This window comes from Exiguobacterium sp. S22-S28 (assembly GCF_043359615.1).
Lineage (GTDB): Bacteria > Bacillota > Bacilli > Exiguobacteriales > Exiguobacteriaceae > Exiguobacterium_A.
Map to the genome: position 1 here is coordinate 407,785 of NZ_JBHFFC010000026.1, position 17,464 is coordinate 425,248.

Consider the following 17,464-nt stretch of genomic DNA (forward strand, 5'->3'; position numbering starts at 1 on the left):
CCGCTCTTCCTTTTCGGAAGAGCGGCTGTTTGTTTAATCGGTTTCGACCCATCCGATATACGGTAAGTTACGATATTCTTCCGCACAGTCGATACCATAGCCGACTACAAAATAATCGGGAATTTCAAATCCGACATAGTCAGCTGTCAACGGTACTTCACGTCGCGCCGGCTTATCAAGTAAAGTACAAATCTTTAAGACACCCGGTTTATGCAACTTCATATGTTCGCATAAAAAACTTAACGTATGTCCGGTATCAATAATGTCCTCAACGACGACAACATATTTTCCTTCTACATCCAAATCCAAATCTTTTTTCAGCTGGACACGTCCTGATGAAACGGTTTTTGCACCATAAGAGGAACAAGCGACCGTATCGATTTGAACGCTCCCTTTGATTTCACGCATCAAATCAGCAGCAAAGACCATCGATCCTTTTAAGACGACAACCAATACAATCTGACGTCCATCTGCATCTCGTTCGATTTCTGCCGCAAGTTCTTGGACTTTTCCAGCAAGTTCCGATTCCGTGACCAACTTTTCTTTAATGACGATTTCCATAATCGGGTGGAACCCACCCGTCACCCCCTTCGATGATTTCACGGTCAGTATAGCATACCCACAACCAAATGACGTACTATATCAAACGAAAAATAATAATTGTTCGGTTTTAGATTACATTTCAATAAAAAAACAAGTACACTCACTCTTCAGGGTGTACTTGTTGATATTTTCGAAATTCTTTTTGTAATTCGGGACGATCGGCAAAAAACTGAATCATCCCATTGATTTTATCCAATGCTTCGATGCTGATGTGGTGTTCAATACCTTCGACGTCTTTATAGATTAAAGATTCGTCCACTCCGATAAGTCGTAAAAAATCTTCTAACAGCGCATGACGTTCAACAAGACGTTTGCCAATTTTACGTCCTTTTGCCGTCAACATCAGACCCCGGTATTTTTCGTAAACCAAATATTCTTCCCGGTCTAATTTTTGAACCATCTTCGTCACGGACGATGGGTGAACCCCAAGTAGTTCCGCTATATCAGAGACACGGGCATATCCTTTTTCTTCGATCAACATATAAATTTGTTCCAAATAATCTTCCATGCTAGGAGTCGGCACGACATCACCTTCCAATCCATCTCTTTAGCGCTTCCAGTTCCATTCATCACTCCGGTATTTCTCTGCTAATCGTTCGATTTCCTGCCATTGCTGTTCCGTGAACTTGAGTGGCGTAAACGTTAACTGAAGGGCGTCTTCGAATCCTTTCAAAAAAGCGACACGGACTTCTTCAAATGAAACAGACCGTCCTGCCAATTCATTTAAGGCAACCGCCTTGCCGGCAAAACGTGCTTTCATCCGTTCACGAATCGACTCATCTTCATAGATGAAGCAGTCAAACAGTTCACCTTCATCCACTGAGAGCGGAACCGAACCGTGTTGTAAGACGACACCTTGGTGCCGGACTTGCGCACTTCCAGCCACTTTTCGTTTTCCGACCGCAAGTTCATAATACGACGCCGCGTCAAAGCACACTGCCGATTTAGGTTTACGTAATTCTTCTTTTTCTTCTTCTGTCATCGGCACTGAAAATTCAACGGGAATTCCTAAATGATGATATCCTTTTCGAATTCCTTCTGTCAGCATCCGGTAACTTTCAATGACGGTTTTTGGTACCCCTTCCATCTGTTCGGGTAGAATAACACTGTACGTTAATTCATCTGCGTGTAAAACAGCCCGTCCCCCGGTCATCCGCCGAACAATCGGAATACCTAATTCTTCGATCCGCTTCCGGTCAATATCTTTTACAGCCCGCTGAAAATGACCTACACTCAATCCTCTCGGTTCCCATGAGTAAAAGCGAAGTGTTGGTGCTACTTCGCCGCGGCCAACAAAATGAATCAAAGCTTCATCAATCGCCATGTTCAATGCCGGTTCCATTCCTTCAGTCGTCAACACTTGCCATTCCCTGATCAAGCGAACACCCCCAAAACGTTTCCGTATTAGTGTATCAGACCCATTCTATCCAGTGCAACGACGAGTCGATTGCCGAAATCGATTTCGTTTACTATAATGATAAGGATGTTATATGAACGAAGGGGTTGGAAGTTCGATATGGAAATCAGTACAATTATCACGATCGTCTTATGGGTAGCCTTGATTGCTTACATCGCATGGCGTTTTATGCCTGTCAAAGGTATCACCAAACTGTCACAAGAAGAATTTCGGGCCAATTACCGGAAAGCACAGATCGTGGACGTCCGCGAAACGCAAGAATTCAAAGGTGGTCACATCATCGGTGCTCGTAATATTCCGGTCAGCCAAATGAAAATGCGTTCAAAAGAATTGCGTAAAGATATGCCGATCTACTTGTACTGCCAAGGCAACATGCGTTCATCGCAAGCTGCCAAAGTCTTAAAAAAAGCCGGCTACACAAACTTATATCAACTTAAAGGCGGATTTAAGCAGTGGACGGGAAAAGTCAAACGCAGCTGATTCGAACCACATGAAAAACCCCATTCTTCGTCATTACGACGAGAATGGGGTTTTGATTATACATGGACTTCTTGTTTCGGTTGATAGCGTAAAATCGGTTTCCGTGCAGCCAACGTTTCGTCCATTCGTTTGACGACCGTCGTATGCGGCGCATTCAAGACGACATCTGGTGTCTCTTCGACTTCTTTTGCGATTTGAAGCATGGCATCGCAAAATGCATCCAATGTTTCCTTCGATTCCGTTTCTGTCGGTTCAATCATGATACATTCTTCAACATTTAACGGGAAGTAGATGGTCGGTGGATGATACCCGAAATCAAGCAGACGTTTGGCGATATCGAGTGTCCGGACACCAAGCGCTTTTTGGCGACGACCGGATAAAACGAATTCATGTTTGCAGTACACGTCGTACGGCGCATCGTATGCCCCTTTTAGACGCGCCAACATGTAATTAGCATTCAGCACAGCTTCTTTTGAAACACGGGCGAGTCCTGCGCCTCCCATCGTCCGGATGTAGCTGTATGCCCGGACGTTAATGCCGAAGTTTCCGTAAAACGGTTTAACGCGTCCGATCGATTCCGGACGGTCATAATCAAGTACGAATCCATTCGCTGTTTTCGCAACAATCGGTTTCGGCAGATACGGAATTAAATCTTGTTTGACACCGACTGGACCTGAACCGGGACCACCGCCACCGTGAGGTCCCGTAAACGTCTTGTGGAGATTCAAGTGGACGACATCAAATCCCATGTCTCCCGGACGTGCAATCCCCATGATGGCGTTTGAGTTTGCACCGTCATAATACAATTTCCCACCGGCTTCATGAACTGCTTTCGCAATCTCCACGATATCCGATTCGAACAATCCGAGTGTGTTCGGGTTCGTCAACATCAACGCTGCCGTATCGTCCCCGACTTTACTCTTCAAATCTTCTAAATCAACGAGTCCGCGCTCATCCGACAAGACAGTGACGGTATCAAATCCTGCAACGGATGCCGATGCCGGATTTGTTCCGTGAGCCGAATCCGGTACAAGAACTTTTGTCCGTTTAAAGTCTCCTCGTGCATGATGGTATGCCTTGATCAACATCAAGCCTGTCCATTCCCCGTGAGCACCTGCTGCCGGTTGTAACGTCACTTCATCCATTCCGGTAATCACAGCGAGTTTTTCTTGTAAATCGTACATCAACCCGAGCGCACCTTGTACGCTCTCAACAGGCTGCAACGGGTGGATATGAGCAAAGCCTGGAAGGCGTGCCATATCTTCATTGATTTTCGGATTGTACTTCATCGTACATGAACCAAGCGGATAGAAGCCTGAGTCGACCCCGTGGTTTCGATTCGATAAGGCCGTATAGTGACGGACGAGATCCAGTTCCGATACTTCCGGCAATTCCACTTCTTCTTGACGGAGCAGGTTCGCCGGCAATAATTCTTCCGGTGCTACTTCTTCCACAGTAGGAAGCGGTAAGCTGTAGGCAATCCGTCCCGCTTTTGAGATTTCAAAAATTAATGTCTGTTCACTCGTTTTATGCATGAGTCAGTCCCCCTAGCGCAGTCACGAATTGATCCAATTCTTCTTTTGTCCGTAATTCCGTCGCACATACCAGCATCTGATGGGTCCGGCTATCATCAAACGTACCGAGCGGCAAACCGCCGATAATTCCAGCTTTCAACAATTGTTTGCCGGCTTGCGTCGCGTCAATCGGCAGTTCAACGACAAATTCGTTGAAGCTTGGTCCGTCATCGACAATTCGGAAACCTGCTTGAATCAATGATTTTTTCAAAGCATAAGCTGTTTGGAGATTACGGGTCGCAAGCTCCCGGATTCCTCGTTTTCCAAGTGCACTCATCGCGATGGAAGCCGCTAACGCGTTTAATGCCTGATTCGAACAGATATTTGAGGTCGCTTTGTCACGGCGAATATGTTGTTCACGCGCCTGTAATGTCAAGACGAATCCACGTTTCCCCTCTTCATCTACCGTCTGACCGACAAGACGTCCCGGAATTTTACGCATCAGGGCTTTTGTCGTCGTAAAGTATCCACACGTCGGACCACCGAAACTTTGTGGGATACCAAACGGTTGGCAGTCACCAATCGTAATGTCTGCTCCAAGCTTACCCGGTGCTTCTAACAAACCGAGTGCGAGCGGATTTGCCGAAACGATGAACAGACCGCCCTTCGCATGCGTCGCATCTGCTAACGCCTGCAAATCTTCGACGCGTCCGTAAAAGTTCGGGTACTGGACGATGACACAGGCAACGTCATCCAATGCTTCGAGTTGCGACATTGCCGTCTCACCATTTTCGAGTGGTAACGTCTCTACCTCAAGTCCCGGTCCGTTCGCATATGTCCGGACAACATCATGTGCTTCTGGGTGAACCCCATCCGACAAGACGATCGTTTTTTTCTTTTTATGGGCACAAGCAAGCATCGCTGCCTCAGCAAGTGCGGTAATTCCGTCATACATCGAAGAGTTGGCGACATCCATTCCTGTCAATTCACAAATCATCGTCTGATATTCAAAGATTGCCTGTAATTCTCCCTGTGAGATTTCAGGCTGGTACGGTGTGTAAGCCGTATAAAACTCAGACCGGAGTAACATATGGTTGACGACAGCAGGTGCATAATGATCATAAATACCTGCACCAAGGAATGACGGATAATGTTTCGTATTCATGTTTTGATCCGCGAGTTTCGACAACGTCCGGATTAAATCTGTTTCCGGCAACGGTACCCCTACCGCTTCCAATGTGCCTTGATCACGGACGCTCGCTGGAATATCTGCCAGCAAGTCTTCGATTGATTCAGCACCAATCGTCTGTAACATTTGTTGTTCATCTTCTTGCGTCATCGGTAAATAACGAAAATCCATCTTATATGTCCCCCTTATTTGTTCCGGCGATAGAATGGTGTATTAATCCGCTTGGCTGCTAATTTCTTTCCGCGCACTTCGATTTCAAACGACTCTTTCGTCGCATGTTCCGTTGGTACGAGTGCCAAAGCGATAGCTTTGCCGATCGTTGGTGGCAACGTCCCTGTCGTAACGAATCCAATCGGCGTCCCGTCCAGAAGCACAGGTGCATCTTGACGGGCGATTCCTTTGTCCAATAGTTCAAGGCCAATCAACTGACGTTGTGGTCCTTCTTCTTTTTGTTTCAATAAGACCGCTGACCCGACAAATGATTTCACCTCCGGCTTGACGGCAAACTTCATGCCGGCCTCGATCGGTGAAATCGTTGATGACAGCTCGTGTCCGTATAAAGGTAGACACGCTTCAAACCGTAAAGTATCGCGGGCACCAAGCCCACACGGTACGACTCCTGCTTCTAGCAACGTGTTCCACACGATGACAGCATCTGGTGCCGCCATGTATAATTCAAAACCGTCTTCCCCCGTATAACCACTTCGTGATACCAACATCTCGACTCCAGCAAGTTCACCTTGCGCGAATCGGAAAAACTTGATTGCATCCAATTCAAGCGTTGTCATTTCTTGCAACAGTCTGACGGCTTCCGGACCTTGGACAGCGATCTGTCCATACGCATCCGATTGATTCTCAAGCGTCACATCTCCTGTCAGGTAATTGCGTAGGTGCGCTTCATCTTTTTCAATGTTCGATGCGTTGACGACAAGTAGATAGTCCTGTTCCGCCAAACGGTAAACGAGTAAATCGTCGACAGTTCCCCCGTCTTCTTGGCAAAGAACGTTGTATTGTGCTTGTCCAATCGCAATCTTCGAGATATCGTTCGATAAGGTTTGTTGTAAAAACGGTAACGCATCCGGACCGGAAACGAACAACTCTCCCATATGAGACACATCAAACATTCCGACCCGTTCCCGGACGGCTACGTGTTCTTCCTTGATTGATGAAAACAGAACCGGCATTTCAAACCCTGCAAAATCGACCATTTTCCCCGTTGGTGCAATCGCGTCGAACAATGGTGTTCTCTTCAATGTCGTCTGACTCATACTTTTCCCCCTAATTACGAACATTTTTACTTCCTTTTCTCTTTATTGTTCAACTTTCAATTACATTCTACCAATTCAAAATTCTTTTTTCTAGGTTTATTCGGAAAATGAACAAAATGAAAGAGAGAAAGGACTAAGTCCCTTCTCTCCTATTGTTTCATATTCAGCCGATGAAAGCCATTTCAAAATGGTTTAATTCCAGCAGTTCGTTCCACTTCGGTTTTGAGGCGTTGACCTTCTGCAAAAAGTTGACGTCCGCCTTGCTCGACGCGCTTCCCTTCTGCTACCACATGATCAATATTCCCCTTGATCTGATCAATCCGACTCGTCGTATGATCAATACCTGTTTGTAACGTCTGCTGACGAATTGAAAAACGCTCCATCAGTTGTTTTACAGTCACCACGTCTTTCGAAATTTTCTTTTTATAAAGACCTACACCGTAAATCGCCAATCCGATGATGGTCAAAACAACAATCCCCAAGTTGATCCAAATCATTTGTTCTCCTCCAATATCAGTTCGATTTCTTTCACCAGCTGACGAACAGACTTCGTACCGTCCAGGCGGACATCCGAACTTTCAGCATACAACGGACGCCGACGGCGAAATAATTTTTCTACCGTAGCACGTGATTTCACAAGCGGACGAGAAGGATCAGTTTTTATCCGATTCCAAACGATAGGAAACGGTGTATCAATCCAAACTACCGTTCCACTCCCTTTCAGGAATGCACGATTTTCAGGACGCTCGATGATGCCGCCGCCTGTCACAATAATCTGCGACTCACTGTTTCGAATCAATTCGATTTCTTTGTCACGAAATCTTTGTTCTCCGTACTGCTCGAAAAATGCAGAGATTAGACCATGTTCTTGAACGAACCGTTCATCCAATTCATCGACATCGTAACGTGTCTTTAAACTGCGACCGATCGCTGTTTTACCAGTTCCCATAAACCCAATCAAATAAACCTTATCCATTCGAAACGACCGCCTCGATTCTTTGTCCCGTATCTAGTATTGCTTCCATTCTAAAGCCTTTATCCGTTTGTGTACAGACCACTCGTCCGATCGGATAACGGACTGTTTCGGTTTTCCGGCAATCCGTTGTCGCTGCACGGACGAGAGATTCTAATTGTAAGGCTTCTTGTTCCAGCTGCAGTTGTTTTACTGTCTCATCCAGCTGATGACATCCAAGCAGGATCGCAACACCGATTCCGATTAAAAGAAGTAAGGTTTGAATCAGAACGAAACCTTCCTCTTGCACTGAACGATACGTTGACGCTGATTGAGTTCGAAGACAAGTGTCTGTCCATTTTGTTGGACTTGATAACTTTTTATGTCGTGGGCATAAGTCAATTCGCCTCCAAATTCTTTTTTTAGACGGATTTGATTCTGAACACGAACGAGCCGCCATTTCACTGGTTCTTCTTCCGGATCGACGTCAATTCCGTGCACTTCTTCCCCCACTTTTTCACACGAGATACTGCGCCACATCAATCGCTCAATCGTATGAAAAAATAACTCCTCTTCCATCCGTTGTTCCGGATAAGGTTGACTCACGACCTGCGTCAGTGCAATCAGACTAATTAACAGGAGTGGACTCAGCCAAAGGACCAATGAAACTTCGAGGAGCGTCGTTCCGGATTGCGCTCGCCAAACAGAGTCCTTCAATGCACCACATCCCTTCTTTGATGATATATCCCTCTCTGCTGTCCGCCACTTGATCGGACGCCATCTTTTCCAAACGGTGCGTTTCTAACATCATGTGATTTTTCTGCTTTTGAACGGATAGGACGGGATCGATGGCAAGTACGAGGAAGACTGCAATCGCAGCTAGCGATAAGATGACTTCAAGCAAGGTGAACCCATCTTCCTGATCTATTCGCTTCACTCATTCACCTCATTTTTTGAATCACCATTTGATAATTCCCGAGTAAGAATTTAATTTCATACAATTTTGACGCGGATTGACAATTCCATGTGGCGGCATACGTCGAATGGTAACTTTTAAAATAAATCGTCCGTCCGGTTAAAGGAACGACACACATATGACCAGGTTGGAAGACACGTTGCCACAATAAGCGGTCGTTGGCCATGACAAGATAACCTGTTCCATCACTTCTCCATCGAAATTGTATTTGACTCTGATCACTCGTTTTCGAATATTGAAGCAGACGCAACGTTTGGATATCTTGTTTGAGCATCGCGATATCCTGTTCCAGCGTATACAGGGCTGGTCGATGATTGACGACAGTCGGCAATAAAAAGAGTAATAACATACCAATCATGACTAAAACCACTGTCAATTCGAGTAAGGTAAATCCGTTATTTGACTTTCGTAAGTTCTCCGGTCTTCGCATCATACGTATAGGTCTCCTGATCGCAAGCCAGCTCATTTGGTTTTTCTGCTGTTCCCCGGTTGATGGTCTGAAGTGATTCTGGATATTTTTTCTCCCTCGCGTAGTGGAGATTCACTTCAGAACGTACCACCCGGACATTCGCTTCACAACTGACACCTTTCGCTTGATCTTTGCCGCTTGTCATCGTTGGGATCAAGACAAGCAGTAATAAAGAGATAATTAAAAGAACGGCTGCCATTTCAAGCAAAGTAAAACCGCGTTGATTGTTGATAAATCGTTTCACGTCACCGACTCCTCGTCTTTTTTAAAATGGAAGTTGCTGAATGGCAAGTTGGATAGGGTAATACAAAATCAGAAATAACGTTCCGGTCATAACTGTCAAACCGCCATATAAGGCCGGTTCAACCAACAGTAATTTCTTTTCCACTTCGTCTTCAATCGCTTCGTGTAATAAAGTGGCCTGTTCTAACAACAAAGGACCTAAATCTCCACTTTCTCTTGCAATATGAACCAATCCGACCGTTTCGACATCGATAATTTTTTCATCCCGCATCGCATCCGACAAAGGTTGTCCCCTTTGTTGTCGTTGATGCAAGACACGATACATCTGTTTCTTTTTTCCGGTTTGCCCCTTCTCCAAAGCACGGAAAGCTTCTTCTAGCGAAAAACCAGCATCGATGAAAGAACCTACTTCGATCGTAAACAAGTAACTGTAATACAAACGAACTATTTTTTGAACCATCTTCAGTTGTACCAGCCGTTCAATCGGAAGATGACGAAAGAGGAGAGTCAAAACAAGTACACCGGCAAAGGGAAGAAAAGCTATTCCGTATTTAGCATTAGGATGGGATAAGGGACGGACGAAGCCAGGCAGTGTGTCCGGATTCGAGAGTTCGAGCAACGAAGGGAACACGTAGAGGGAGTAAAACATAAACAACAACATCAGGCTCACGGCAAGCACGATCGGATAACGCGCCATCTTCCAAAACTTCTTTTTCATCTGACTCTCAAGATCAAGCAGTCGGATGACTTGCTTCAAAATCATCAGGGGGCGTTCCGTCTCATCCCCTACCTTCAGTAATTGCTGTAGAGCGATTGGGAGATTCAGCGGTTCAAGCGCTGTAGATAGTCGATGTCCGTCTTGTAAACGAGTTTGAATTTCGTGAACAACAGGAATGAGTAACGGTTCCTCGAAACGAATTAAAATGTCGAGTGCTTCTTTAGTCGAAATCCCTTTTTCTAACAGACGATGAAATCGATTCAAGAACCGGCATTTACTTGCGCTAGTAAGTTGTCGACGGTACAGCGAACGACTCCCTCCTTTCGATACAAGTGAATGATTTTTTTGCAGACAGACAGTTCTTCATTCGTGATACCGAAAGTCTTTAAGCGGAGCAGGACTTCGTCAATTGAGCCTGCATGCAGGGTGAACAGTACGACATGACCGCTTAACGCTGCATTGATGGTCAACCGGGCTGCTTCTGCCGTGCGTACTTCACCGAAAACAATCCAGTCCGGATCTGCCCGTAAAATTTCTTCAAAACAATGGTTGACGTTAAATCCTGCTTTCTCATTCAATTCGAGTTGTAAAATACCCGGCACGGTGCATTCGACCGGATCTTCGACCGAGATGATTCGTTTTCCTTCCATCGAAGCCATCAAGGAATAAAGCATCGTTGTCTTGCCGGCTCCGGTCGTCCCTGAAATGACGATACAACCGTGTGTCTGTTGCCGCAGCCAGGATAAGTCGCGTTCAGGATCAAGTAAGGAAGAGGCGATTTCATGAGAGACGACCGCGCGGTAAAAACGCCAGGACATGGCATCACCAAATCGGCTTGGTAAAATGGAGACACGCATCCCATGTTCGTCAAGCGGATACAACCCACTTTGCGGAATTCGCTCGTTTTGTTCCTTTAAGTTGGCTTCATAGCGGATATGACTGACAATGGCACGATACTTCTCAATTGGTAAAGAGGATTGTTCTGTTAATCCATCACTTGCACGACAGATGACTTGTGCCAACCGTTCACCCGGCAGGAAGTGGACATCCGTTGCCCCCATCGCTTCACTTTGACAAATCAATTGACCAATCTGTTCTCTCAATTCAGCACCTCCTTAAACAAAAAGTACACAAAAAAAGAAGCCGAAACAAATCGGCTTCTTTAAGATACTTGGGCAACAATTCGGTTTTTACGCTTCGCAAGTGTCTCGAGTCCTGGTTTATCATACCCGATTACAAGTTGTTTGCCGTCAGTGATGATTGGACGACGTAATAATTTTGGATTGTCGCTCATTAAACGAAGCAATTCACTCAATTTCATGTCATCGACATCGATTCCTAAATCTTTGAATGCTTGGCTACGTGTTGCCAGTAAACTTTCGATTCCATCCGTCGACAGTTTGAGCAATTCCATTAATTCGTCTACTGTTGGAGCATTTCTGAACAGATGACGTTCCTCTACATCAACATGTTCCTCTTTTAACCATGATTTCGTTTTACGACAAGATGTACAGCTTGGATATGTGAAAAATATCAACTCATTCGCCATTATTGCTCCTCCTCTCAAAATATGCGCTTCTCATTACAGAAACTATAGCATGCTTTTTTACCTTTGTACACCTTTTGTACAACTATTGTACAAGTTTTTTTTAAACTTCATCTTTTGTTCACAGTTATTCCTTAACAAACACTAGAACATGATGGACGGATGATTGTTTGCTTGGTAAAATAAGTACGTATATTGACTATCTGTCGGATTTAGGGGGTTATATGAATGGGGAGAATGTACCGCGTACTCGGATTTTGGACTGGCATCATTGCAGTCATGGCATTTATCGGCGCTCTAGGTGGAGACGCTAGCTCAAGTGAGCATACGGATTCATTTTTAGTTATGGGCTTTGTCTTCTTGGCACAAACAGTATTCTTTGCAGCATTAGGCTATCTTCGCCTGACTGAAAAAACGTATGTCTACATTTTTGCAGCGTACTTAACAGTATTCTTCATCGTCTTCACATATTGGTCCAACTTCCAAATGTGAATGAAAAATCCCTCGCCTTCAAAAGAAGGTGAGGGATTTTTGTATCTATTCTTAAAAGAATGGATTCTGTTTAATTTCCTGACGTAAGGTCGTTTGCGGTCCATGACCAGGATAAAATGTCGTATCATGTGGTATTTCAGCAATGATCCGGTCGATCGAATGCATCAGGACATCCTGATCTCCACCTTCTAAGTCTGTCCGACCCACGCTCTGTTTAAAAATTAAATCACCGGCAAACGCCACTTTTTCTTGTTTGAAATAAAACGTCACACTTCCCGGCGAGTGACCCGGTGTTTCAAGAACATGCAGTTGAAACGATCCGATTGTCAGTGGTCCGGATTGTAACGTATGTTCAGCGGGTTTCACTTTAAGAGGCGGCATATTAAATTTAATGGATCCGTTTAAATTCGGATTCGACAGCCACTTCATTTCGTTAGGATGAAGGTAGGCAGGGGCGGATGTAAAGCGGCGCAACATATCGACGCCACCAATATGGTCGAAATGGGCATGCGTTAAGAGAATCGCCTCGACTTTTGCGTTACGCCGCTCGATTTCATCAAAAAAGCGCATATCTTCAGTTCCTGGATCGATAACGATACATTTCCCTTCTTTAAAAAGCAGATAACCATTTTCTGACGCCATACCTGAAGTAATACTTACGATTTCCATCTCATCAAACTCCTTTTTAGATCATTCCCCTTTACTATACACGAAATTGTCGAAAGTTCCCGTTCCCCCCTCTCGACTTTATCCGCTCAGTCAGCTAAACTAAAAAGTGAGATTTAAGTGAAATCTTCGTGAACTTCATAACGTGATTTTTAAGGGGGAGTACGTCATGCATTTGGATCAACCAATCGGTTGGCTTTTCTTTATCGTTGCACTCGTCGGTGTTTGGGCCGTCTTGCGTTCACTTAAGAAACGTCAAATGTTTCCACTCGTATTTGCTGCGCTGACTGTAATCTTATTCGGTTGGTTTGGTATTGCGACATTGATTTTCGGTGGAATTCCGGCATAATCATTTTTTTACAAAAAAAGGTCAGCCTTCCGTTTTGGAAAGCTGACCTTTTTGCGTACTAAAAGCAGGTACAGGGACGATTCTTCATCGTCCCTGACTGTTTATTTGGATGTCTGTAAGAAACGCAACAAGTCTCCATAAATGACTTTGTCGGATAATCCAAGTTCTTTTTCCGATTGTTTCACCGACTCTTTACAAATAGCACCGTCTTTTTCATCTGTGACTTCCTCACCGGTTTTCCGGTCGTAACACGTTTCTTGCGTGTAGACCGTTTTATCGGTGATGACTGATCCATCACGGAACAGTGCGTAATCTTTGTGTTCTTTCGAGAACAAGTCTGTTCCGAACAAGACTTCGTCTTCAAAATTGTGACCCAACAGATTCAACAGCGTCGGTTTGATGTCGATTTGACTTGCAACATCATCATGTTTCACGCCTTTCTCTTGTCCAGGTAAGTGAACGACAAACGGTACACGTTGCAATTGCGCAACATCGTACGGTGTCAACTCATCTTTTTTCATCAATTCTGCCATTGCGGCATTATGGTTTGTTGAAATACCATAGTGATCGCCGTACAGCATGAAGATCGTGTCATCCCATGTACCGTCTTTCTTTAATCCTTCAATAAACTTACCAAGTGCCATGTCTTGATACGCAAGCGCTTGAACATAGTGGTTCAAGGTTGTCGAACTCGTTTCAAGTGGTGGAACGAGTTCATGTTCAGGTTTCGGCATTTCAAACGGATAATGGTTCGTCAACGTAATGAATTTCGAATAGAATGGGCGCGGAAGATCTTTCAGCATCGGTAACGACTGCTCAAAGAACTTGTCGTCCAGCAATCCCCACTCTGTTAAATCTTCCGGATTACCTAAATCGTAATCTGTTTCAGAGAAGAAACGATCGACTCCAAAGCTGTTGTATACGATATCCCGATTCCAGAATGATTTATTGTTCGCATGGAAAACAGCCGAATAATAACCGTCTTCTTTTAGCATCTCCGGTGTTGCACGGAATTCATTTTCTCCGTTTGTGAAGAATGCTGAACCACGACCAAGTGGATAAATCGAGTTTTCAAGAATAAATTCCGCATCGGCGGTTTTCCCCTGACCTGTGTTGTGGTAGAAGTTATCCCAGTAATGCGACTCTTTGATTAATTTGTTGAGATTCGGTGTGATTTCTTGACCATTTGGTGCTTTTAAGCCAACCGCAAATGATTGAGCAGACTCAAACGATACTACGATGACGTTTTTCCCTTCGTACTTGCCGAACATCGCCGGATTCGGTTTAGCATACTTCGAATCAACAAAACCTTGGACTTCAGACAGTTCTGAACTATCTGCCATCGCTTTTTGCGCCGATGTTTTTGACTGAATCAAGGCATCGTACATATGGAAGTTAAATGTCCCGATGTTTTTGACGAGCAACTCGCGGTCAAATGCACGTGTCAGTAATTCCGGACGCTCTGTTTCAGCAAGCGCCAAGTTCCCAAGGAAAACGACCGTTGCCGCAACAAAAGCAAGAATCGCACGACCACGCGAAGCGATATTTTTTGACATATCCATTTTCCGTAAGAAAAACGGAAGAATCAATAAGTCACCGACAATCAAGAGATCCGCCCAAGTTAACAATGAGCCGAGTGAAGCGGAAACTGTTTCTGCGTTCGATGTTTGGAACAGAACCGGTAGTGTCAGATAATCGTTGAAGAAACGGAAGAAAATGATATCCGCATATAAGACGAGTGTCGCTACGACAAGTGTCCCGTAGATGAACCATTTTTGGACGTTTCCACGGAAGAAGAAACTGAATCCAAACATAAACAATGCCGAACTGATTGGATTAATCAGAAGGATGAACGCTTGTGCCGAGTTTGTAACCGGCACGTTGAAAAACAGTGTATACGCTAAATACGTTTTTAACCAAATCAAAAGTGTCGCAATCCAAAAGACTTTGTGCTCTTTATAGGTGCTGCGAACACTTTGTCCCATCTTTAGTCGCATACGCGACCAGATGCCAGAGTCTTGCTGCATAAAAACCTGCCTCCTAATATACGTGTGTCCTTTAAACCGAACTTTTACACGACTTACATAACTTATCTATTTATACCCGTATCACGTGAAAATTCTACGCCTACTTTTACAAAAATGCAACCAGAATCCGGTCGATACTTAACAATCACATACTTTTATTACGTTTGTAAATAAAAAAAAGATTCGAACTTTCGAATCTTTTTTTAAAACTTCGTGTAATTATTTTTTAAGAAACATTTGCTTCGCAAGCCATGCACAACCGATGACTCCTGCATCGTTACCGAGTTCTGCGATTTTAAACGTTGTCGATTGGAAGACCCGCGGCAAAGCAAAACGTTCAAATGTCTCTTTCAACGGAGCGAGTAGCGCATCGCCCGCTTTTGAGACACCACCACCGATGACGATGATTTCCGGATTAAAACTGTTTGCCAAATTCGAAATAGCCAGTCCGAGATGGAACGTCACTTCTTCCACCACTTCTGTTGCTACAGCGTCTCCTTTTGAATAGGCGGCAAATACATCTTTCGCTGTAACGGCCTTGATTTCATTTAACGAGGAAACCCGACCTTTACGTTTTTCAAGACCTAGCCGTGCGACACCGGTTGCGGAAGCAATTGTTTCCAAACACCCCTTGCGTCCGCATCCACACATGACTCCGCCTTCCGGCAACATCGTGATATGACCGATCTCACCTGCCATCCCGACTGTTCCGTGAACGATTTGTCCATTCGTGATTAAACCACCACCAACACCAGTTCCGAGAGTGACGGCAAGAAGCTCTGTCGCACCACTTCCCGCCCCTTTCCACATCTCGCCGATAGCCGCTGCATTCGCATCATTTTCAATGACAGCCGGCAAACCCGTTAACCGCTCGAACTCTCCGACCAATTCAAAGTTATTCCAACCGATGTTGACTGCTTTTTCAACGACACCTGTATTGAAGTCGATGAATCCTGGCGCACCGATTCCGGCTCCTACAAAATCCTCGACTCGTTTATTGCTTTCTTGGCATTTCTCAAAAAAAGACCGGGCAATGTCACCGGGAATTTGTTGCCCGTCATTTAAGATCACCGTTTCAATTTCCCATTTTTCCACGATTATACCTTGAAGATCCAAAATTGCCATTTTGACCGTCGTTCCACCGATATCCACACCGAGTAACCACTTCATCATCATTGCTCCCTTATCCTAAAAAATTTCACTCCCCTTATTTTAGCCGATTGATCCGTCTATGCAAAGGGTTGCACAATGTTTTCAGTCTTTTCTCGATTGTTGCAATTCATATCTTAAAATAAGCTTTGCGGAATCATATTGCTTTTTCTCCAGTACACCTGCCTGTTCCAGTTCATCCAGTTCAAGCATCATCATCGCAATATCGGATTCCCGATCGCCGAGGTAAACAATGGTTCCGTAGGATTTAAGCAACTGCTGAACGTCATAAAGTGTTTTCATCGTTCATCGGCTCCCTTACAAAGGCATCAAGTAAATCATACGTGGCTTGAAGCGATGTCTCATGTGTCCGTTCATAAGAATGACTGGATTCAATTCCCGGCCCAAGCAATCCGTGCCGGACATCATGACCGGCATGGACGGCAGCCGAAGCATCCGAGCTGTAATACGGATAAATATCGACTTTATAAGGAATTGATTGTTGTTGGGCCAATCGTGTGAATTGATGACGCAAGGCCAAATCGTATGGTCCCGACCCGTCTTTTGCACAAATCGATACCGTGTATTCGTCTGAATGTTGCCCCTCTCCGAGCGCCCCCATATCTACAGCAATGTATTCTGCGACGTCTTTCGAAAAACCGGCGTTCCCGCCGAATCCCACTTCTTCATAATTTGAGATCAGAATATGGACAGGATATGGCAAGTCGATCGTTTTCCACGTTTTGATCAGTTCGAGTAATAATGCAACGGACGCTTTATCGTCGAGATGACGTGATTTGACGAATCCTGTCTCCGTATGCACAAATCGGGGATCGAATGTAACGACATCCCCTACTTCAATCCCTGCAACCCGTGTCTCTTCTGCCGTCGTTGACCGGATGTCGAGCCGAACCTCGATATTCGTCGCGCTCCGTTCTTCCGTGTTTGTCACGCGTGACGTATGAACGCTTGAATGATGGAAGACAATCGTTCCTGATACGGTTTGACCGTCCATCTTATGAACCAAGCAGTTTTCACCTTCAATCGCCGTCCAAGCGTAACCTCCGAGCTGTGAAAGACTGAGACGCCCTGTTGGCAGGATTTCCTTCACCATCGCCCCCAGGGTATCGACATGAGCCGTTAAGAGACGGATTCGTGATGATTTTCCGGGTATCATCGCAAGTAATGCGCCTTTTTCGAGTTTTTTATAATCGACCCCTTCTTCTTTGAATCGATTTTCGACATATGTAAGAGCATGAACGGTAAATCCGGTCGGACTAGGAATTTCTACTAAATCACGAATCGTTTGTACAACTGCCTGCATGTCTTCCACTCCTTTTAATTTCGAATGTTTTCCCTTCTACATGATAACAAAAGATGGAACATGCGGGTATATATTCGTCCAT

The 17,464-nt window shown here is 44.8% G+C and carries 24 protein-coding genes; 3 read left to right on the forward strand and 21 right to left on the reverse strand.

Annotation, left to right across the window (positions count from 1 at the left end):
- Positions 1-33 precede the first annotated feature (33 nt).
- The 3 genes from hpt to ACHA8N_RS08715 all read right to left on the reverse strand — a co-directional run bounded on the left by hpt (position 34) and on the right by ACHA8N_RS08715 (position 1,981).
- Positions 34-561: a hypoxanthine phosphoribosyltransferase gene (gene hpt / locus ACHA8N_RS08705; protein WP_147511825.1), complete on the reverse strand. Its 528-nt coding sequence runs from the start codon at positions 559-561 to the stop codon at positions 34-36.
- 142 nt (positions 562-703) lie between these two features.
- Entirely contained in the window at positions 704-1,126 is a 423-nt protein-coding gene (gene mntR, locus ACHA8N_RS08710) for a transcriptional regulator MntR (RefSeq protein ID WP_147511826.1), read from the reverse strand.
- A gap of 24 nt (positions 1,127-1,150) precedes the next feature.
- Entirely contained in the window at positions 1,151-1,981 is an 831-nt protein-coding gene (locus ACHA8N_RS08715; RefSeq protein WP_147511827.1) for a lipoate--protein ligase family protein, read from the reverse strand.
- A gap of 138 nt (positions 1,982-2,119) precedes the next feature.
- On the opposite strand from ACHA8N_RS08715, the gene ACHA8N_RS08720 reads away from it, so the two are divergent.
- Entirely contained in the window at positions 2,120-2,500 is a 381-nt protein-coding gene (locus ACHA8N_RS08720; protein ID WP_147511828.1) for a rhodanese-like domain-containing protein, read from the forward strand.
- 56 nt (positions 2,501-2,556) lie between these two features.
- On the opposite strand, the gene gcvPB is transcribed toward ACHA8N_RS08720, so the two are convergent.
- From gcvPB to ACHA8N_RS08785, 13 genes are all read right to left on the reverse strand, one after another.
- On the reverse strand, positions 2,557-4,035 hold the full coding sequence (gene gcvPB, locus ACHA8N_RS08725; protein WP_393965451.1) for an aminomethyl-transferring glycine dehydrogenase subunit GcvPB: 1,479 nt from the start codon (positions 4,033-4,035) through the stop codon (positions 2,557-2,559).
- Complete coding sequence (gcvPA, locus tag ACHA8N_RS08730) at positions 4,028-5,374, reverse strand: aminomethyl-transferring glycine dehydrogenase subunit GcvPA (protein ID WP_393965452.1); 1,347 nt, start codon at positions 5,372-5,374, stop codon at positions 4,028-4,030. Before gcvPA ends, gcvPB begins: the two co-directional genes overlap by 8 nt.
- A gap of 14 nt (positions 5,375-5,388) precedes the next feature.
- Complete coding sequence (gene gcvT, locus ACHA8N_RS08735) at positions 5,389-6,471, reverse strand: glycine cleavage system aminomethyltransferase GcvT (protein ID WP_393965453.1); 1,083 nt, start codon at positions 6,469-6,471, stop codon at positions 5,389-5,391.
- A 182-nt stretch (positions 6,472-6,653) separates the two neighbouring features.
- Positions 6,654-6,968: a hypothetical protein gene (locus ACHA8N_RS08740; protein WP_393965454.1), complete on the reverse strand. Its 315-nt coding sequence runs from the start codon at positions 6,966-6,968 to the stop codon at positions 6,654-6,656.
- Positions 6,965-7,447, reverse strand: coding sequence for a shikimate kinase (locus ACHA8N_RS08745; RefSeq protein WP_147511833.1), 483 nt, complete (start codon positions 7,445-7,447; stop codon positions 6,965-6,967). Before ACHA8N_RS08745 ends, ACHA8N_RS08740 begins: the two co-directional genes overlap by 4 nt.
- The gene (locus ACHA8N_RS08750; RefSeq protein WP_147511834.1) at positions 7,440-7,733 is read right to left on the reverse strand and encodes a hypothetical protein; all 294 of its coding nucleotides are present in this window, start codon (positions 7,731-7,733) and stop codon (positions 7,440-7,442) included. The genes ACHA8N_RS08745 and ACHA8N_RS08750 overlap by 8 nt, the downstream gene beginning before the upstream one ends.
- Positions 7,709-8,086 carry a hypothetical protein gene (locus ACHA8N_RS08755; RefSeq protein WP_393965455.1) on the reverse strand — a complete coding sequence of 126 codons (378 nt, stop codon included), beginning with the start codon at positions 8,084-8,086 and terminating at the stop codon, positions 7,709-7,711. The genes ACHA8N_RS08750 and ACHA8N_RS08755 overlap by 25 nt, the downstream gene beginning before the upstream one ends.
- On the reverse strand, positions 8,052-8,360 hold the full coding sequence (locus ACHA8N_RS08760; protein WP_393965456.1) for a prepilin-type N-terminal cleavage/methylation domain-containing protein: 309 nt from the start codon (positions 8,358-8,360) through the stop codon (positions 8,052-8,054). Before ACHA8N_RS08760 ends, ACHA8N_RS08755 begins: the two co-directional genes overlap by 35 nt.
- Positions 8,361-8,364: 4 nt before the next feature.
- Positions 8,365-8,832 (reverse strand): prepilin-type N-terminal cleavage/methylation domain-containing protein, encoded by a 468-nt coding sequence (locus ACHA8N_RS08765; protein ID WP_147511836.1) that lies wholly within the window; start codon positions 8,830-8,832, stop codon positions 8,365-8,367.
- Positions 8,795-9,112, reverse strand: coding sequence for a competence type IV pilus major pilin ComGC (locus ACHA8N_RS08770; RefSeq protein ID WP_147511837.1), 318 nt, complete (start codon positions 9,110-9,112; stop codon positions 8,795-8,797). Before ACHA8N_RS08770 ends, ACHA8N_RS08765 begins: the two co-directional genes overlap by 38 nt.
- A 21-nt stretch (positions 9,113-9,133) precedes the next feature.
- Entirely contained in the window at positions 9,134-10,093 is a 960-nt protein-coding gene (locus tag ACHA8N_RS08775; RefSeq protein ID WP_147511838.1) for a type II secretion system F family protein, read from the reverse strand.
- On the reverse strand, positions 10,090-10,932 hold the full coding sequence (locus ACHA8N_RS08780; RefSeq protein ID WP_147511839.1) for an ATPase, T2SS/T4P/T4SS family: 843 nt from the start codon (positions 10,930-10,932) through the stop codon (positions 10,090-10,092). The genes ACHA8N_RS08775 and ACHA8N_RS08780 overlap by 4 nt, the downstream gene beginning before the upstream one ends.
- A 59-nt stretch (positions 10,933-10,991) precedes the next feature.
- Complete coding sequence (locus ACHA8N_RS08785; RefSeq protein WP_026833585.1) at positions 10,992-11,378, reverse strand: Spx/MgsR family RNA polymerase-binding regulatory protein; 387 nt, start codon at positions 11,376-11,378, stop codon at positions 10,992-10,994.
- Between the two features lie 225 nt (positions 11,379-11,603).
- Between ACHA8N_RS08785 and ACHA8N_RS08790 the strand changes: the two genes are divergently transcribed.
- A complete protein-coding gene (locus tag ACHA8N_RS08790) occupies positions 11,604-11,867 on the forward strand; it encodes a DUF2626 family protein (RefSeq protein ID WP_012369782.1) in 264 nt (87 codons plus the stop codon).
- A gap of 51 nt (positions 11,868-11,918) precedes the next feature.
- Here the strand turns inward: ACHA8N_RS08790 and ACHA8N_RS08795 are convergent, their stop codons facing one another.
- Positions 11,919-12,536 (reverse strand): MBL fold metallo-hydrolase, encoded by a 618-nt coding sequence (locus ACHA8N_RS08795; RefSeq protein ID WP_147511840.1) that lies wholly within the window; start codon positions 12,534-12,536, stop codon positions 11,919-11,921.
- 166 nt (positions 12,537-12,702) lie between these two features.
- On the opposite strand from ACHA8N_RS08795, the gene ACHA8N_RS08800 reads away from it, so the two are divergent.
- Positions 12,703-12,882, forward strand: a complete 180-nt coding sequence (locus ACHA8N_RS08800) for a DUF2759 domain-containing protein (RefSeq protein ID WP_014969856.1) — start codon at positions 12,703-12,705, stop codon at positions 12,880-12,882.
- 101 nt (positions 12,883-12,983) lie between these two features.
- On the opposite strand, the gene ACHA8N_RS08805 is transcribed toward ACHA8N_RS08800, so the two are convergent.
- The 4 genes from ACHA8N_RS08805 to ACHA8N_RS08820 form a co-directional block, all read right to left on the reverse strand.
- Positions 12,984-14,909, reverse strand: a complete 1,926-nt coding sequence (locus ACHA8N_RS08805) for an LTA synthase family protein (RefSeq protein ID WP_393965457.1) — start codon at positions 14,907-14,909, stop codon at positions 12,984-12,986.
- A gap of 219 nt (positions 14,910-15,128) precedes the next feature.
- Positions 15,129-16,085, reverse strand: a complete 957-nt coding sequence (locus ACHA8N_RS08810; protein WP_147511842.1) for an ROK family glucokinase — start codon at positions 16,083-16,085, stop codon at positions 15,129-15,131.
- Between the two features lie 78 nt (positions 16,086-16,163).
- Entirely contained in the window at positions 16,164-16,361 is a 198-nt protein-coding gene (locus tag ACHA8N_RS08815) for a YqgQ family protein (protein WP_147511843.1), read from the reverse strand.
- Positions 16,345-17,382 carry a M42 family metallopeptidase gene (locus ACHA8N_RS08820; RefSeq protein WP_147511844.1) on the reverse strand — a complete coding sequence of 346 codons (1,038 nt, stop codon included), beginning with the start codon at positions 17,380-17,382 and terminating at the stop codon, positions 16,345-16,347. Before ACHA8N_RS08820 ends, ACHA8N_RS08815 begins: the two co-directional genes overlap by 17 nt.
- Positions 17,383-17,464 lie beyond the last annotated feature (82 nt).

Bases quoted from the DNA above. Each gene is read 5' to 3' on its own strand.
- hpt (WP_147511825.1), bottom strand. From the start codon at position 561: ATGGAAATCGTCATTAAAGAAAAGTTGGTCACGGAATCGGAACTTGCT.
- ACHA8N_RS08720 (WP_147511828.1), top strand. From the start codon at position 2,120: ATGGAAATCAGTACAATTATCACGATCGTCTTATGGGTAGCCTTGATT.
- gcvPB (WP_393965451.1), bottom strand. From the start codon at position 4,035: ATGCATAAAACGAGTGAACAGACATTAATTTTTGAAATCTCAAAAGCG.
- gcvPA (WP_393965452.1), bottom strand. From the start codon at position 5,374: ATGGATTTTCGTTATTTACCGATGACGCAAGAAGATGAACAACAAATG.
- gcvT (WP_393965453.1), bottom strand. From the start codon at position 6,471: ATGAGTCAGACGACATTGAAGAGAACACCATTGTTCGACGCGATTGCA.
- ACHA8N_RS08740 (WP_393965454.1), bottom strand. From the start codon at position 6,968: ATGATTTGGATCAACTTGGGGATTGTTGTTTTGACCATCATCGGATTG.
- ACHA8N_RS08745 (WP_147511833.1), bottom strand. From the start codon at position 7,447: ATGGATAAGGTTTATTTGATTGGGTTTATGGGAACTGGTAAAACAGCG.
- ACHA8N_RS08765 (WP_147511836.1), bottom strand. From the start codon at position 8,832: ATGATGCGAAGACCGGAGAACTTACGAAAGTCAAATAACGGATTTACC.
- ACHA8N_RS08785 (WP_026833585.1), bottom strand. From the start codon at position 11,378: ATGGCGAATGAGTTGATATTTTTCACATATCCAAGCTGTACATCTTGT.
- ACHA8N_RS08790 (WP_012369782.1), top strand. From the start codon at position 11,604: ATGGGGAGAATGTACCGCGTACTCGGATTTTGGACTGGCATCATTGCA.
- ACHA8N_RS08795 (WP_147511840.1), bottom strand. From the start codon at position 12,536: ATGGAAATCGTAAGTATTACTTCAGGTATGGCGTCAGAAAATGGTTAT.
- ACHA8N_RS08800 (WP_014969856.1), top strand. From the start codon at position 12,703: ATGCATTTGGATCAACCAATCGGTTGGCTTTTCTTTATCGTTGCACTC.
- ACHA8N_RS08805 (WP_393965457.1), bottom strand. From the start codon at position 14,909: ATGCAGCAAGACTCTGGCATCTGGTCGCGTATGCGACTAAAGATGGGA.
- ACHA8N_RS08810 (WP_147511842.1), bottom strand. From the start codon at position 16,085: ATGATGATGAAGTGGTTACTCGGTGTGGATATCGGTGGAACGACGGTC.
- ACHA8N_RS08815 (WP_147511843.1), bottom strand. From the start codon at position 16,361: ATGAAAACACTTTATGACGTTCAGCAGTTGCTTAAATCCTACGGAACC.
- ACHA8N_RS08820 (WP_147511844.1), bottom strand. From the start codon at position 17,382: ATGCAGGCAGTTGTACAAACGATTCGTGATTTAGTAGAAATTCCTAGT.